Here is a 15,088-nt window from a genome sequence, read left to right on the forward strand (position 1 = left end):
GCGCATTTACGTTGTAAACAACCGATGTGCCATGCATTCCGCACAGCCCGTGGATCAGATGCGCGGGGTTCCGCGCCGGGGGGTGCGCGCCTCGGCCAGCACGACCTCCAGGCGGCCGAGCAGGTTCTCCAGCGCCTCCTCGAACTCGGTGGCCGATTCGTCCAGCGAGAGGAGGGGCTCGAGGCGGACGACGGTCGGGTAAGCGCTCAGGTCGGTGCTCCCCGCCGCGTCCGGCACGCCCTCGGGCTGGTCCTCCGGGCTGATCTTCACGCCCTTCTGCGAGACCTCCAGCAGCAGGTGGCCCAGCAGGAAGCTGGAGTACGCCCGGTACGCCGCGACCGCGGCATCCTCGGGAAAGCCGCTGTCGACCAGGGTGTCCAGGAAGGACTCGACCCAGCGGAGGCTGCGCAGCGGCGGGCGGACCCACGGGGCCGCCGGCGGCCGGGTGGCGACCAGGGGGAAGACCTCGGGGTGGGCCAGGGCGATCCGGCGAACCCCGTGCGCCAGCCGCTGCAGGTAGTCCTGCCAGCCGTGCACCGCGCTCAGGTGCACGTCGGGGTCGCCGTAGAGCTCGTCGACGACCGACTCCACCACCCCGTCGAGCAACTGCTCGCGGCCGGGCACGTAGCGGTACAGCGCCATGGCCTCCACGCCGAGGTGGGCGCCGAGCCGGCGCATGGTCAGCGCGGTCAACCCGTTGTCGTCGATGAACTCGATGGCCGCACCGAGGATCCGGCGCCGGTCGAGCCCCGACCGCCCGGCACCGGGCGGGGTGGCCGGGACCGCCGCGGCCGCGCCACCGCGGCCCTGGGGGCTGTCGGGGTCGGCGGTCGGGTCCGGCTCGGTCATCGTGCTCTCCCTCGGTCGGCGCCGTCTGCGGGTGATCATGCTCCCGGTCGACCGCACAGGGTCGGCCACCCTCGTGTGAGGCCGACGGAACCGAGCGTTGACGTCGCGGTCCACGAAGGGAAACGACGGCCCTCGACGCTGGGTCCCGTGTCCGCCACCGTCTCGCCCGCGTCCGCCGCCCCGGGCGTGCGCGCCTCCCGGACGACGAACACGCACTGCCCGTACTGCTCGCTGCAGTGCGGCATGGCCGTCACCGCCGGCGCCCGGCCGGCCACCCTGGTGCCGCTGGACTTCCCGACCAACCGCGGCGGGCTGTGCTCGAAGGGCTGGTCGTCGGCCGAGCTGCTCGACCACCCGGAGCGGCTGCTGCGGCCGCTGGTACGCGCCGTCCCCGGCGACCGCACCAGTCCGCTCGTGGAGAGCACCTGGGACGAGGCGCTCGACCGGGTCGTGGCCGCGATCGAGCGCACCCAGCGGCGCCACGGCCGCGACGCCGTCGGCTGCTTCGGCGGCGGGTCGCTGACCAACGAGCAGGCCTACCAGTTCGGCAAGTTCGCGCGGGTCGCGCTCCGCACCAGCGCCATCGACTACAACGGCCGGTTCTGCATGTCCTCGGCGGCCGGTGCGGCCAACCGCGCCTTCGGCCTCGACCGGGGCATGCCGTTCCCGCTCAGCGACATCGCCGAGGCCGACGTCGTCGTGCTGGTGGGCAGCAACCCGGCCGACACCATGCCGCCGGCCATGCAGTGGTTCGACGCGGGCCGGGAGCGCGGCGCCCAGCACATCGTCGTCGACCCCCGGCGCACGGCCACCGCCCGCAGCGCCGCGCTGCACCTGCAGCCGCTGCCCGGCACCGACCTGGCGCTGGCCAACGGGCTGCTGCACATCGCGCTGGCCGAGGGGCTGGTCGACGAGGAGTACGTGTCCGCGCGCACCACCGGCTTCGAGGCGGTGCGGGACGGTGTCGCCGCCTACTGGCCCGACCGCGTCGAGCGGCTCACCGGGGTGCCGGTGCCCGACCAGCGGCGCACCGTCTTCGCCCTCGCCCGCGCGGAAAAGGCGATGATCCTGACCGCCCGGGGTGCGGAGCAGCACCGCAGCGGCACCGATACCGCGCAGGCCTGGATAAACCTCGCGCTCGCCCTCGGCCTGCCCGGCCGGCGGGGCAGCGGCTGGGGCACGGTCACCGGCCAGGGCAACGGCCAGGGCGGCCGGGAGCACGGGCAGAAGGCCGACCAGCTCCCCGGCTACCGGTCGCTGACCGACCCTGCCGCCCGGGCCCACGTGGCCGCCGTCTGGGGCGTCGACCCCGACGACCTGCCGAAGCCGGGGAGGAGCGCCTTCGAGCTGCTCGACGCGCTCGGCACCGAGGGCGGGGTCCGGACCCTGCTGGTGCTCGCCTCCAACGTCGCCGTCTCCGCCCCCGACGCCCGCCGCGTGATCAGCCGGTTGCGCGACCTCGACTTCCTCGCCGTCAGCGACTTCTTCCTGTCCGAGACCGCCGAGCTCGCCGACGTCGTCCTCCCCAGCGCCATGTGGGCGGAGGAGGCCGGCACCATGACCAACCTCGAGGGCCGGGTCATCCGCCGCCGCCGCGCGCTCGACCCGCCGGACGGCGTGCGCGACGACCTGCAACTGCTCGCCGAGCTCGCCGGCCGCCTCGGGGCGGGTGAGCTGTTCAGCGGCGATCCGGAGACGGTGTTCGAGGAGCTCGGCCGCGCCAGCGCCGGCGGGACGGCGGACTACTCGGGCATCAGCTACCGGCGCATCGACGAGGAGCAGGGCGTCTTCTGGCCCTGCCCCGGAGAGACGCACCCGGGCACCCCGCGGCTGTTCCTCGACCGCTTCGCCACCCCGGACGGTCGGGCCCGGTTCATCCGGGTGGAGCACGTCGACGCCCACGAGCGCCCCGACGCCGACCATCCGTACGTCCTCACCACCGGCCGGGTGCTTGCCCAGTACCAGTCGGGGACGCAGACCCGCCGGACGCGCAGCCTCCAGCTGATCGCGCCGAGCCCCCGGGCGGAGCTGCACCCGGATCTCGCGCGGGCGCTGGGCGTGGGCAACGACGACGTCGTCGAGCTGAGCACGCGCCGCGGACGGGCGCGCTTCCACGCATCGGTCACCGACACGATCCGCCCCGACACCGTCTTCGTCCCGTTCCACTGGGGCGGCGGGGCCAGCGCCAACGCGCTCACCGACGCCGACGCGCTCGACCCGACCAGCAAGATGCCCGCCTTCAAGGTCTGCGCCGTCGCCGTCACCCGGGTCGGCGGCCCGGAGGAGCGCATCCCGCCGCCGCCCGCGGCCGCCCAGCCCCGGCCCACGGCCCACCGGCCTGCCACCGCACCCGTGCCCCACCCGCCGTCCCGCACGACGACGACCAGGAGAACCCCCGTGAAGAGCACTCCCCGTTTCCTGCAAGGCGTCTTCCCGATCACCGGGGAGGGGCTGTCCAAGCCGGGACCGATCGATCCGGCGCTGCACTACACCGTGCCCACCGGCCAGACGGCGCAGGCGCTCTACTTCCGTGGGGGGAACTCGGCCGCCGAACTGGTCTACGTGCTGCTCGTGCGCGACGGCGAGCCGATGCGGTGGTTCCCGATCGGCGCCAAGGCCGACACCCACGTGCCGCTGCGCGTGGTCGAGGACCTGGTGGGCGGCTCCGTCGTGGAGCTGCACGCGGCGGCGCCCGAGGGCGTCACCGGCGAGCTCGTGGTCGACCTGGGTCTGGTGGAGGTCTGATGACGGTCACCGACAGCCGGGTGCTGGGCGGCCGGCGCACCGGCGCCACGACGCTGCACCTGGACGACGAGCTCGACCTCCGCGGCCGCCTGGTGGTCGTGGGCAACGGCATGGCTGGCGCCCGGTTCGTGGAGGAGGTGCTCGAGCGCGGCGGCGGGGAGCAGTTCCGGATCACCGTCTTCGGCGACGAGCTGCACGGCAACTACAACCGGATCATGCTCTCGCCGGTGCTGGCCGGCGAGTCGCACGAGGACGAGATCGTCCTCAACTCCCACGAGTGGTACGCCGACAACGGCATCGACCTGCGCGCCGGGGTGCGGGTCGAGCGGATCGACACCGCGGCCAAGCAGGTGCACGCCGCCGACGGCAGCGTGACCGGCTACGACCACCTGGTCCTGGCCACCGGCAGCTACTCGTTCATCCCGCCGATGAAGGGCGTCCGCGACGACGCCGGCGAACTGTTGCCCGGGGTGTACGGCTTCCGGACCATCGACGAGACCCGGGCGATGCTCGACGCCGTCGGCCGGTGCCGCCGGGCCGTCGTCATGGGCGGCGGGCTGCTCGGACTGGAGGCCGCCCGGGCACTGCAGGGCCACGGCCTGCACGTGGAGCTGGTGCACGCCGCGCCCTACCTGATGAACATGCAGCTGGACCCGGAGGCGGGCGCGATCCTCAAGCGCAGCGTCGAGTCGCTCGGGATCGCCGTCCACCTCGACGTCTTCGCCACCGAGGTGATCGGCGGCGACCGTGTCCGCGGTGTGGGCCTGGCCGACGGGCGGCAGCTCGACGCCGATCTCCTCGTCATCGCCGCCGGGGTGCGGCCCAGCTCAGACATCGCCGTCCGCTCGGGGCTGGAGGTCGAACGCGGCATCGTCGTCGACGACCAGCTGCGCACCGACGACCCGGACGTCTACGCCATCGGCGAGTGCGCCCAGCACCGTGGCTCGGTCTACGGGCTGGTCGCCCCGGCCTGGGAGCACGCCAAGGTGCTCGCCGACGTGCTGACCGGTACCGACCCCGACGCCGAGTACCACGGCAGCCGGACGGCGACGAAGCTCAAGGTCGCCGGGGTCGACGTCGCCGTGATGGGCGTCAACACCCCCGAGCGCGACGACGACGAGTTCCTGGTGATCTCCGAGCCCAAGCGGGGCGTGCACCTGTCGGTGGTCATCCGCGACGACAAGCTCGTCGGCGCGACGCTGCTCGGCGACACCCGCAAGGTCGCGTTCCTCACCCAGGCCTTCGACCGCGGCGCGCCGCTGCCCGAGGAGCGGATCCGGCTGCTGGTCGACCTCTCCGACGGCGTCGAGGAGGTCGGCGTCGCCGAGATGCCCGCCGACAGCCAGGTGTGCAACTGCAACGGCGTCAGCAAGGGCGACATCTGCGGGGCCGTGGCCGACGGCTGCGGCAGCGTCGGTGCGGTCATGGACCGCACCCGCGCCGGCAAGGGCTGCGGCTCGTGCAAGTCGCTGGTCAAGCAGATCGTCGAGTGGGCCGCCGACGGCGAGCTCACCGAGGACCCCTCGGCGTCCTGGTACGTCCCCGGCATCCCGATGGCCAAGCCGGAGTTGATGGCCGCCATCCGGGAGCAGGACCTGCGGAGCGTCTCCGCCGTCTTCGCCGCGCTGGCCCCGGGCGGGCAGGAGGACGCCAAGTCCAAGATGGGCCTGACCTCGCTGCTGCGGACGATCTGGGGCACCGAGTACGTCCAGGAGAACGACGCGAAGTTCATCAACGACCGGGTGCACGGCAACATCCAGCGCGACGGCACCTTCTCCGTCGTTCCGCAGATGAAGGGCGGGGTCACCACCCCGGCGCAGCTGCGCCGGATCGCCGAGGTCGCCGAGAAGTACGAGGTCCCGATGGTCAAGGTGACCGGCGGCCAGCGGATCGACCTGCTCGGCGTCCGCAAGGAGGACCTGCCGGCGATGTGGGACGACCTGGGCATGCCGTCCGGATACGCCTACGGCAAGAGCTTCCGCACCGTGAAGACCTGCGTGGGCAGCGACTTCTGCCGGTTCGGCCTCGGCGACTCCACCCAGCTCGGCATCGACCTGGAGACCCGGTTCCAGGGCATCGAGAGCCCGGCCAAGATGAAGCTCGCCGTCGTCGGCTGCCCGCGCAACTGCGCCGAGGCCTACGTCAAGGACGTCGGCGTCGTGGCCATCGGCGACGGCAGGTGGGAGGTCTACGTCGGCGGCGCCGCCGGGGCCACCGTCCGCAAGGGTGACCTGCTGGCCACCGTCGACTCGCCCGAGGAGGTCATCACGCTCGCCGGCCGGTTCATGCAGTACTACCGGGAGAACGCGAACTGGCTGGAGCGCACCTACGACTTCGTGCCGCGCGTCGGTCTGCAGAAGATCCAGCAGGTCCTGCTCGAGGACAGCGAGGGGATCGTCGCCGACCTGGACGAGGGCATGCAGAGGTCGATCGACGCGTACACCGACCCGTGGGGCCAGGACGGGAAGGAACCGGCCACGCCCGGCCAGTTCCGCCCGTCCCTGCCGCTGGTCGAGCTGCCGAAGGTGCCGGTCCGATGAACACCGTGACCCGGCTCGAGCACGCCACCGAGGTCGACCAGCCCACCACCCCGGGCACCGAGACCGGGACCCCGGCCACCGGGGTCGCGGTTCCGGGCCGGGCGGCGCCGGTGCGCGGCGAGGCGTACACCGTCGGGCGGGTGGACGAGGTCCCGATCGGCGAGGGCCGGGCGTTCGTCGCCGGCGGCGTCCAGGTCGCCGTCTTCCGGCTGCGGGACGGCTCGATGCACGCCACCCAGGCCGCTTGCCCGCACGCCGGGGGACCGCTGGCCGACGGGCAGACCGACGTCGACGTGCTGGTCTGCCCGCTGCACCTCTACGCCTACCGGTGGAGCGACGGCTCCTCGACGTCGGGAGCCGCGCCGATCCGCCTCTACCCGGTGCACCAGGCCGGGGGCGAGATCGTCGTCGAGGTCTGACGTCGTCCCCGGCAACGTGGGTGCTTGCGATCTCCGCTGACCTCCTCGCCGAGGACACCAGGCGTGCGGTGGCCGAGCGGCGGAGCATGCCGGCATGAGCGACACGGACCGGAAGTCCTACGACGAGCTGTACCGGTCGAACCCGGCGCTGTGGAGCGGCCGGCCCAACCGGCAGCTGGTGCTCGAGGTGGCCGGCCTGCGGCCGGGCAGTGCGCTGGACGCCGGCTGCGGCGAGGGCGCCGACGCCCTCTGGCTGGCCGAGCGCGGGTGGCGGGTGACCGGGGTCGACTTCTCGCCCGTCGCGCTCGGGCGCGCCGCCGCGGCTGCCCGCGCCCGGGGGTTGGCGGACCGGGTGGAGTGGCTGCCCGCCGACCTGGACTCCTGGACGCCGCCGGAGCGGCGCTTCGACCTGGTGACGGCGCACTACCTGCACGCGGCCTGGACCGACCGCGCAGCCATGTTCGAGCGGCTCGCAGCCGCGGTCGCGCCAGGTGGCACCCTGCTCGTGGTCGGCCACCTCCTGGGCGAGGACGCCGCCCACGGCCAGCACCACGCGCACGAGCCGGGCGCGCTCTACACCGCCGGGGACGTCGCGGCGGTGCTCGACCGGGCGGACTGGGTGGAGCTCGTCACCGAGACCCGGGACCACGACCGCGGCGCCGTCGAGCGGACGGGCAATCGGGCGCCGGACACCGTGCTGGTCGCGCGGCGACGGCCGCTGGCGCGGTAGCCCGGCCGGGCGGTTCCGCCCTCCGCGCGACATCGGGCTCTGCTTCCAGGAGTGAGCAGAGCCCGACCTCCCGGGAGGTCGGCTGCTCGTCGGCGGGCCGCCCGCTACCGGTCAGGAGCGGGGGAGCCCCAGGTCGGCCAGGGCGGCGGCGACGGCGGCGTCGCGGAGCAGCTCGAGAACCAGCAGCCGGTGCACCAACACCCCGCGCCGGGTGAGGCGCAGGTCGGCGATCCGCAGCCGGGGGAGCGCCGCGCCCCCCGGGCGTGGCTGGGCCGGCGGCGGGTCGAGCAGGCCGGCGTGCTGCAGGTCGGTGACGTCCTCGCGGGCGCCCCACGCCGCCCACCCGTGCGGCTCGTCGTCGAGCGGGGTCATCGGCAGCGGCACGCGGTGGCGGCGGCCGACGGCGGCCAGCAGGGCCAGCTGCCGCCAGCGCAGCTCCCCGGCCAGGTGCAGGGCGCGGCCGACGAGCTCGGCGTCGATGTCGGGGGAGACGGCGACCTCGGCCAGCAGGTAGCCCAGGTGCCGGACCCGGCGCTCGTCGGTGGACCGCCGAGCGGTGGCCACGACCGCCTCGACGAGCTCGTCGGCCACCGGCCGGCTGCCGGGCCGGGGGGTGAAGAAGTTGTCGGTGCGCGCCGACCGGCCGGTGCGGTGCAGCGTCGCGGCGTACTCGACGGCGAAGGCCAGTGCCGCACCCACCCGCACCCGCTCGCGCTCGACGGCGATTCCGGAGGCCTCCGCGGCCGCGGTGCGCAGCGCGGCGGCGAACCGGTCGTCCACCTGCACCCGCGCCGTCGCCGGCTCGAAGACCACCGCGGCGGCGGCGGTGCTCATAGATCCGGCGACCGGGCTGCCTGCCTCGATCAGCGCGCGCCCGGTGCTGGAGTCCTCGGCTGCGGTCACGCGGTGATCTTCGTGGGTGCGGAGTTGTGTCTGCACCCCGGGGCGAGCCGGCCTCACCCGCGAGGGCCACGGATGCGCCGCCGGGCCCGCCCTTCGGGAGGACGGGCCCGGCGGGAGCGGGATCAGACTCCTGCGCGCTGCATCAGCGTGCCGCGGCGGAGGTACACGAACCAGGTGACCGCCACGCAGACGATGTAGAAGCCGCAGAACGACAGCAGCGCCGTCTCCACCCCGCCGGTGGCCCCGTAGGACTCCGACACGATCCGCGGGATGAAGACCGCGCCCAGGGCGCCCACCGCCGAGATGATCCCCACGGCGGCGGCGGTGTCCCGGCGGGCGCGGTACAGGACCTCGGCGGGGGTGTCGGAGGGGTGGTCGGCGGCGGCCTCGGCGCGGTAGATGATCGGGATCATCCGGTAGGTGGACCCGTTGGTCATGCCGACCACGGCGAAGAGCACCAGGAAGCTGGCGAGGAAGCCGCCGAAGCTGCCGGCGCGCAGGAACGCGATCGCCGAGCCGATGGCGACCGCCTGGCCGACGAACGTGACGACGGTGATCTTCGCGCCGCCCACCCGGTCGGCCAGCCAGCCGCCGAACGGCCGGGACAGGGAGCCGACGAGCGGCCCGAGGAAGGCGTAGCGGTAGGTGTCGGCGGCGAACTCGTTGGCCAGCACGAGCGGGAAGGCGCCCGAGAAGCCGATGAAGGAGCCGAACGCGCCGATGTACAGGAACGCCATCACCCACGTCTGCTTGCGCCGGGCGACGGCGGCCTGGTCGGCGACGTTGGCCTTGGCGCCGGACAGGTTGTTCATGCCGAACCAGGCGCCGACGACCGCCAGCACGATGAACGGCACCCAGATGAGCGCGACGTTCTGCACGTAGCGGGCGTCGCCGGCCTCCGTCGCCCCCGTGCTCCCACCGACGAAGGCGATCGCCCCCGCCGTGACCGCGAGCGGCCCGACGAGCTGGATGATCGCGACGCCGATGTTCCCGCCGGCGGCGTTCAGGCCGAGGGCGAAGCCCTTCTCCCTGTCCGGGTAGAAGAACGAGATGTTCGCCATCGACGAGGCGAAGTTCCCGCCGCCGACGCCGCAGGTGATCGCCGTCAGGACCCAGAACCAGTAGGGCTGGCCGGTGGTGGCCGCGACGGTCAGCAGGGTCACCGGCACCAGCAGCAGGGCCGCGCTGACGACGGTCCAGTTCCGGCCGCCGACCAGCGCCGGCATGAACGTGTAGGGCACCCGCATGATCGCGCCCACCAGGCCTGCGGTGGCGACGAGCCAGAACAGCTGGTCGCTGGTGAAGCCGTAGCCGATCGAGGCCAGGACGGCGGTGGCGATGCTGAACATCTGCCACACGCTGAAGCCGATGTTCTCGGCCAGCACCGACCACATCAGGTTCCGGCGGGCCACCGGCCGGCCCTGCGGCGACGCCCAGAACTCGTCGTCCTCGGGGTTGTAGTCGTCGATCCACCGCGATCCGCGTCGGGCGACCGGAGGCGCGCCGGCGGCGGGCTCGGTCGACGGCGGAGCCCCGGCGCCGGGGGCGCGGACGGTGGGGGTGGAGGTCATGGGCGCATCCCTCGGTTCGCGGCCGCCGGACGGGCGGATCCTGTGGGGGAGAACGCTAGGAAGCCGCCGTTACCTCGCCGCCGCGCTCGCATGACCTCTCGGGAACAACCGCCTCACCGCGCCGGGGGCCGGCGGTGAGGTTCGCGGCGGGACGCGGATCCGGCCGGCTGTCGGTGGTCGCTGCCACGATGCACGCATGGTGATCGAGGTGCGCCCGGCCAGCAGCTGTCCCGACGTGGCCGCGGTGCTGGGCCCGAAGCGGCCGGACGCGGACGTGTGCTGGTGCCTGAGCTACCGGCTCCGGACGTCGAAGGAGAACCGGGAGCTGGTCGGCGCCGCCCGCGGCGAGCGGGTGCGCCGACTCGTGGCGGAGGATCCGCCACCGGGCGTGCTCGCCCACGACGGGGACGAGGTGGTCGGCTGGGCGGCGGTCCACCCACGCGCCGACACGAGCTTCGCCACCAACCGGCGGATCCCGCACGTCGACGACCTCGACGTGTGGTCGCTGTGGTGCGTCCGCGTCCGTCCCGGTCACCGGGGGCAGGGCGTCTCCCACCACCTCGTCGCCGGCGCCGTGGAGTTCGCCCGCGCGCACGGCGCGCCGGCGGTCGAGGCGTACCCGGTGGACAACGGCGGGCGGAACGTCGACCTCACGATGGCCTACGTCGGTACGCGGGCGCTGTTCGAGCGGGCCGGGTTCGAGAAGGTGGCCGACACCGGCTCGGTCGTCAACGGGTTCCCGCGCGTGCTCATGCGGCGGAACCTGCGCCCGGACGGTCCCTCGACGGGCCCCGGAGGACCAGGCCCGGAGGATCAGGCCCGGAGGCGGTAGCCGCGCTTGACGACGGTCTCGACCAGCGGCGCGCCGAGGGCCGCCCGCAGCCGGGTCACCGCCATCTCCACCGCGTGCCCGTCACCGCCACCCGGCAGACAGCCCACCAGGTCCGGTCGCGAGACGACGTGGCCGGGCTGCCGGGCCAGTTCGCGCAGGACGGCCAGCGGCCCCGGCGCGAGCTCCACCAGCTGCCCGTCGACGACGGCGGCGTGGCCGCGGACCTGGAGCGTGTGCGGGCCGACCTGGAGCACGGGGTCGCGCTCCGGCAGCCGGGCGACCACCTCACGGGCCAGGGCACCCAGGCGGGCGCGTTCCGGTTGGCAGGAAGGGATGCCCGCGGCGTCCAGCGGGCCGGCGGTCACGGGGCCGACGGCGACGGCGAGCACCCGCCCGTTCATCGCGGCCACCACCGGCTCCTGCTGGCCCAGCTCCGTGGCCACCTGCAGCAGGCTCGCCGCGGCCGGCGCGCTGGTGAAGGTCACCGCGTCGACCCCGCCGGCCACGATGGCACCGATGAGCCGGCGCACCGGCACGACGTCCTCGGGCAGCACCCAGCGGTAGACCGGGACGGTGAGCACGTCGGCGCCGGCGTCCTGCAGCCCGGCGACCAGGTCGGGCAGCGGATCGCCGTGCAGCTGGACGGCGATCCGGCGGCCGGCCAGCGGGCCCTCGGCCCCCGACAGCAGGTGCTCGAGCACCTCGGCCGAGGACTCCGACGCCGGCGACCAGGCGTCGACGAGTCCGCCACCCCGGATCGCCCCGCGGGCCTTCGGGCCGCGCGCGAGGACGCGGGACCCCGACAGGTGCTGCACGAGCGGCAGGTCCCAGGCGTCGGCCGCCTCCAGCCAGCCACGGAAGCCGACCCCGGTGGTGGCGACGACGAGATCGACGGGGGCCTCGAGCACCCGCCGGGTCGCAGCCACCAACTCGGCGTCGTCGGCCAGCGGGACGATCCGGATGGCGGGGGCGTAGAGCACGCGGGCGCCCCGGCGGTCCAGCAGCGCGCCCAGCTCCTCCTTGCGGCGGGCAGCGGTCACCGCGACGGTGTAGCCGGCCAGTGGGAGCCCGGCCGGCTGTTCCCCGGCGGTGTCGGTCACGTGTCCCCCTCGGGTGCGGTGGAGCCCCATCTTCCCGGCCCGGGGTTTCCGACGTGTGTCCTCGCCCGGTGCCACGCGGGCCCGGGTGACCGGGGTCACGCCCTGCCGTCCACCACCGCGTCGGCGCGCGCCCGGGTGCCGTCCTCGGCGAAGTGCGCGGTCTCCGTCCGCTGCCAGCGGTGCCACTCGCCGGCCAGCTGCGCGCCGTCGCGGGCCAGGCCGCGGGCGAGCCGCACCGCCGGGTCGGCCTCCACCCAGATCCGCAGGCCGGCCCAGGCGTCGGTGGCCCGGCACGCACTGCCGCACCCCTCGACCACCAGCACGGCCGGCACCGGCACCGGCGTCGGCCGGGAGGAGAACCGGCCGGCCGCCCAGTCGTAGGCGTGGTAGGCGCCCGGCCTGCCGTCGGCCAGTGGGCGCAGCACACCGGCGGACAGGCGCGCCGCGGCCCCGGTGAGGGTCCAGCCGGCGTAGAACTCGTCCATGTGCACGACGACGGGGTCGGGCAGGACGGCGGCCAGCCGGGCGGCGAGCGTGGTCTTGCCCGACCCGGCCGGCCCGTCCACGCACACCAGCCGGGTGCCGCCCAGGCGCGGGGGAGCGTCGAGCACCCGGGCGGCCAGGCCGGCGACGGTCAGCGGGGCCGCAGCGTCCACGTGGCCACCGCTCCGCCGCTACCGGTCACCAGCCCGCGGCTGGCGAGCAACCGCAGGTGGGCGTCGGTCTCGGTCACGGCGAAGATCCGCATCCGCCGCTCGTACTGCTCCCACGGGCGCGACCAGGTCAGGTGGGCGGCCAGGTCCCACGGCGTGGAGCCGGGGTGGTCGGCGATGGCGCGCAGCAGCTCGGCCAGGCGCGCCTCGTGGTGCGCGGTCAGCGCGTCGACGCGGTCATCCAGCCCACGGAAGCGCCACTCGTGCCCCGGCAGCACCTCGGTGGGGTTCAGGTCGCGCACCCCGGCCAGCGAGTCGAGGTAGTCGCGCAGCGGATCCGCCGATCCACCGTCGGTGCTGGAGATGTTCGGGCTGATCCGCGGCAGCACGTGGTCGCCGGAGAAGAAGAGCCCGGTGCGCTCCTCGGCGAAGCACAGGTGGCCGGGCGTGTGACCGGGTGTGTGGAGGGCGCGCAGCGACCACCCGGGGAACGCGGCGTGGTCGCCGTCCTCGAGCATCCGGTCGGGCACCGCCATGCGCATGAAACCGGAGAGGCTCTCCGCACCGCCCACGTCGGCTGCCGCGTCCTCGCGCGGGGCGCCGAGGCCGACGAGGAACTCGACCTCGGCGGCGACGGCGGCGCGCGCCTCGGTCCGGGTCAGCCGCTCGACCGCGGTGGCGTCGGCCGGGTGCATGGCGATCCAGGCGCCGCTGGCCTCCCGGACGCGCGAGGCCAGCCCCAGGTGGTCGAAGTGCAGGTGTGTCACGAGCACGCCCCGGACATCGGCCACCGAGCCGCCGATCGAGGCGAGCCCGTCGCTGAGCGCGCTCCAGCCGGCGTCGCTCTCCCAGCCGGTGTCGATCAGGCCGAGCCCGCCGCCGGCGAGGGCGAAGGCGTAGACGCTCACGTAGCGCAGCGGGTTGTGCGGGATCGGCACCGGTACCGACCAGAGGTCCGCCCGCAGCTGCTCGACCGGGGGCAGGGTGCGCGCCTGCCAGGCCGCGTGCTGGGTGGTGCCGGTGATCTCCACGTCCTGCACTCTGCCAGCCGCTCCCGGCCGCGATCCTGACACCATGGGGGTGTGAGCGGTTCCCAGCCCGACGTGTCCACCGTCTCCGCCGTGCCCCGCCGGATGCGGCACCTGCTCGCCGCCCTCGCCGCCGTGATCGCGGTGGTCATGGTGCTGGTGGCGCTCTCCCTGCCGTCGACGACCAACTCCGTCATCGACTACGGCCTCGTCGACCAGGTGGCGATGGCGGGTCTGGGGCTGCTCCTGGCCGCCGGGGTGCTGTTCCTCGGCCGGTCGCGGCTCGACGCCGACGCCGACGGCATCCGGGTCCGGAACCTCGTCGTCCACCACCAGCTGCCGTGGACGGCGGTGCGCGCGGTGCGCTTCGAGCGCACGTCCGCCTGGGGCTCGCTGCTGCTGGAGAACGGCGACGAGATCTCCCTGCACGCGCTGCAGGCCGTCGACGGCGAGCACGCCGTGCGGGCGGTCGAGGGGCTGCGCGCCCTGCACGCCGCCGCCCGGGCGAAGGACCCCGTCCGGCCCCCTCTGCTCTACGACGACTGAAGAAGGACCCCGTCCTCCTCACCCCTCGCTCCGCTCGGGGCGAGCCTCTGGACGGCGCCTGCCGCGGGGCCCTGCGGAGAGTCGTTCCGGCACAGCACGGCAGGGGGAATGCGCCACGGGCCCGGGACGCTGTATCGTGGGCGTGCCTCCCCCGCTACATCGAGGCGCGCGAACCACCAGCGGCCCCGCCCCGGGCCGCTGTCCAAGAGGAGCCCGCTCCCACCTGACGCCGTCCAGGCGCCCAGGTCCCGGATCGCGAGAGCCGGCCACAGGCCGGTGATCGCGTGCGCACGCACCCGCAAGGGTCGTGCGCCACCGGCCGAGTGGGCCCCGCGAGCAGACGCTCGCGGGGCCTTCTGCGCGTCGGCGCCGGGTGGGCCAGCGGCTCCTCCCACGCAGCAGCGTAAGGAGAGGCCATCACCGAGCCCCGCATCAACGACCGCATCCGAGTCCCCGAGGTCCGCCTGGTCGGGCCCGAGGGCGAGCAGGTCGGCATCGTGTCGATCGGCGAGGCGCTGCGCCTGGCACAGGACTCCGAGCTCGACCTGGTCGAGGTCGCTCCCATGGCCCGGCCGCCCGTCGCCAAGCTCATGGACTACGGCAAGTTCAAGTACGAGTCCGCCCAGAAGGCCCGCGAGGCCCGGCGGAACCAGGCGCTCACCGTCATCAAGGAGATGCGGCTGCGCCTGAAGATCGACCCGCACGACTACGAGACCAAGAAGGGCCACGTCGAGCGCTTCCTCAAGGGCGGCGACAAGGTCAAGATCACCGTGATGTTCCGTGGCCGCGAGCAGTCGCGCCCGGAGATGGGCTACCGCCTGCTCCAGCGGCTGGCCGCCGACGTCAGTGAGCTGGGCGTCGTCGAGTCCAACCCGAAGCAGGACGGCCGGAACATGGTCATGGTGATCGCCCCGCACCGGAACGCCCAGGCACTGCAGCAGCAGGCGCAGCAGAGCAAGAGCCGACCGGCCAAGGGTGAGCAGGAGGCGGAGCAGGCGCCCAGCGCCTGACCCCCTGCTCCGCAGGAACGCACCACCGAGACCACCGGGGGGGGGGGGGGGGGGGGGGGGGGGGGGGGGGGGGGGGGGGGGGGGGGGGGGGGGGGGGGGGGGGGGGGGGGGGGGGGGGGGGGGGGGGGGGGGGGGGGGGGGGGGGGGGGGGGGGGGGGGGGG

General features: G+C 74.6%; 13 protein-coding genes. 7 read left to right on the forward strand and 6 right to left on the reverse strand.

The features are described 5' to 3' along the window. Positions 1-54 precede the first annotated feature (54 nt). On the reverse strand, positions 55-849 hold the full coding sequence (locus ACI791_RS13760) for a TetR/AcrR family transcriptional regulator (protein ID WP_456586544.1): 795 nt from the start codon (positions 847-849) through the stop codon (positions 55-57). Positions 850-996: 147 nt separating this feature from the next. Between ACI791_RS13760 and ACI791_RS13765 the strand changes: the two genes are divergently transcribed. From ACI791_RS13765 to ACI791_RS13780, 4 genes are all read left to right on the forward strand, one after another. Further along, positions 997-3,594, forward strand: a complete 2,598-nt coding sequence (locus tag ACI791_RS13765; RefSeq protein WP_456586545.1) for a molybdopterin oxidoreductase family protein — start codon at positions 997-999, stop codon at positions 3,592-3,594. Beyond that, entirely contained in the window at positions 3,594-6,134 is a 2,541-nt protein-coding gene (gene nirB, locus ACI791_RS13770; RefSeq protein ID WP_456586546.1) for a nitrite reductase large subunit NirB, read from the forward strand. Before ACI791_RS13765 ends, nirB begins: the two co-directional genes overlap by 1 nt. Beyond that, positions 6,131-6,553 (forward strand): Rieske (2Fe-2S) protein, encoded by a 423-nt coding sequence (locus tag ACI791_RS13775; protein ID WP_456586547.1) that lies wholly within the window; start codon positions 6,131-6,133, stop codon positions 6,551-6,553. The genes nirB and ACI791_RS13775 overlap by 4 nt, the downstream gene beginning before the upstream one ends. 94 nt (positions 6,554-6,647) lie before the next feature. Further along, positions 6,648-7,283 carry a class I SAM-dependent methyltransferase gene (locus ACI791_RS13780; protein WP_456586548.1) on the forward strand — a complete coding sequence of 212 codons (636 nt, stop codon included), beginning with the start codon at positions 6,648-6,650 and terminating at the stop codon, positions 7,281-7,283. A gap of 111 nt (positions 7,284-7,394) precedes the next feature. On the opposite strand, the gene ACI791_RS13785 is transcribed toward ACI791_RS13780, so the two are convergent. Together ACI791_RS13785 and ACI791_RS13790 are read right to left on the reverse strand one after the other, a co-directional pair. Then, entirely contained in the window at positions 7,395-8,186 is a 792-nt protein-coding gene (locus ACI791_RS13785; RefSeq protein WP_456586549.1) for a hypothetical protein, read from the reverse strand. A 122-nt stretch (positions 8,187-8,308) separates the two neighbouring features. Continuing rightward, positions 8,309-9,757 carry an MFS transporter gene (locus tag ACI791_RS13790; protein ID WP_456586550.1) on the reverse strand — a complete coding sequence of 483 codons (1,449 nt, stop codon included), beginning with the start codon at positions 9,755-9,757 and terminating at the stop codon, positions 8,309-8,311. Between the two features lie 196 nt (positions 9,758-9,953). On the opposite strand from ACI791_RS13790, the gene ACI791_RS13795 reads away from it, so the two are divergent. Then, positions 9,954-10,589 (forward strand): GNAT family N-acetyltransferase, encoded by a 636-nt coding sequence (locus ACI791_RS13795; RefSeq protein ID WP_456586551.1) that lies wholly within the window; start codon positions 9,954-9,956, stop codon positions 10,587-10,589. Here ACI791_RS13795 and ACI791_RS13800 read toward each other — a convergent pair. The 3 genes from ACI791_RS13800 to ACI791_RS13810 all read right to left on the reverse strand — a co-directional run bounded on the left by ACI791_RS13800 (position 10,571) and on the right by ACI791_RS13810 (position 13,373). After that, complete coding sequence (locus ACI791_RS13800; protein WP_456586552.1) at positions 10,571-11,689, reverse strand: uroporphyrinogen-III synthase; 1,119 nt, start codon at positions 11,687-11,689, stop codon at positions 10,571-10,573. The genes ACI791_RS13795 and ACI791_RS13800 overlap by 19 nt on opposite strands. Positions 11,690-11,784: 95 nt before the next feature. Continuing rightward, positions 11,785-12,345 carry a uridine kinase family protein gene (locus ACI791_RS13805; protein WP_456586553.1) on the reverse strand — a complete coding sequence of 187 codons (561 nt, stop codon included), beginning with the start codon at positions 12,343-12,345 and terminating at the stop codon, positions 11,785-11,787. After that, positions 12,324-13,373: an MBL fold metallo-hydrolase gene (locus ACI791_RS13810; protein ID WP_456586554.1), complete on the reverse strand. Its 1,050-nt coding sequence runs from the start codon at positions 13,371-13,373 to the stop codon at positions 12,324-12,326. Before ACI791_RS13810 ends, ACI791_RS13805 begins: the two co-directional genes overlap by 22 nt. A gap of 51 nt (positions 13,374-13,424) precedes the next feature. Between ACI791_RS13810 and ACI791_RS13815 the strand changes: the two genes are divergently transcribed. Together ACI791_RS13815 and infC are read left to right on the forward strand one after the other, a co-directional pair. Then, positions 13,425-13,916, forward strand: coding sequence for a PH domain-containing protein (locus ACI791_RS13815; RefSeq protein WP_456586555.1), 492 nt, complete (start codon positions 13,425-13,427; stop codon positions 13,914-13,916). A 431-nt stretch (positions 13,917-14,347) separates the two neighbouring features. Then, positions 14,348-14,926, forward strand: a complete 579-nt coding sequence (infC, locus tag ACI791_RS13820) for a translation initiation factor IF-3 (protein ID WP_456586558.1) — start codon at positions 14,348-14,350, stop codon at positions 14,924-14,926. Positions 14,927-15,088: the final 162 nt, after the last annotated feature.

Source organism: Blastococcus sp. SYSU DS0973 (assembly GCF_054051055.1).

Bases quoted from the DNA above. Each gene is read 5' to 3' on its own strand.
- ACI791_RS13760 (WP_456586544.1), bottom strand. From the start codon at position 849: ATGACCGAGCCGGACCCGACCGCCGACCCCGACAGCCCCCAGGGCCGC.
- ACI791_RS13780 (WP_456586548.1), top strand. From the start codon at position 6,648: ATGAGCGACACGGACCGGAAGTCCTACGACGAGCTGTACCGGTCGAAC.
- nirB (WP_456586546.1), top strand. From the start codon at position 3,594: ATGACGGTCACCGACAGCCGGGTGCTGGGCGGCCGGCGCACCGGCGCC.
- ACI791_RS13775 (WP_456586547.1), top strand. From the start codon at position 6,131: ATGAACACCGTGACCCGGCTCGAGCACGCCACCGAGGTCGACCAGCCC.
- ACI791_RS13790 (WP_456586550.1), bottom strand. From the start codon at position 9,757: ATGACCTCCACCCCCACCGTCCGCGCCCCCGGCGCCGGGGCTCCGCCG.
- ACI791_RS13795 (WP_456586551.1), top strand. From the start codon at position 9,954: ATGGTGATCGAGGTGCGCCCGGCCAGCAGCTGTCCCGACGTGGCCGCG.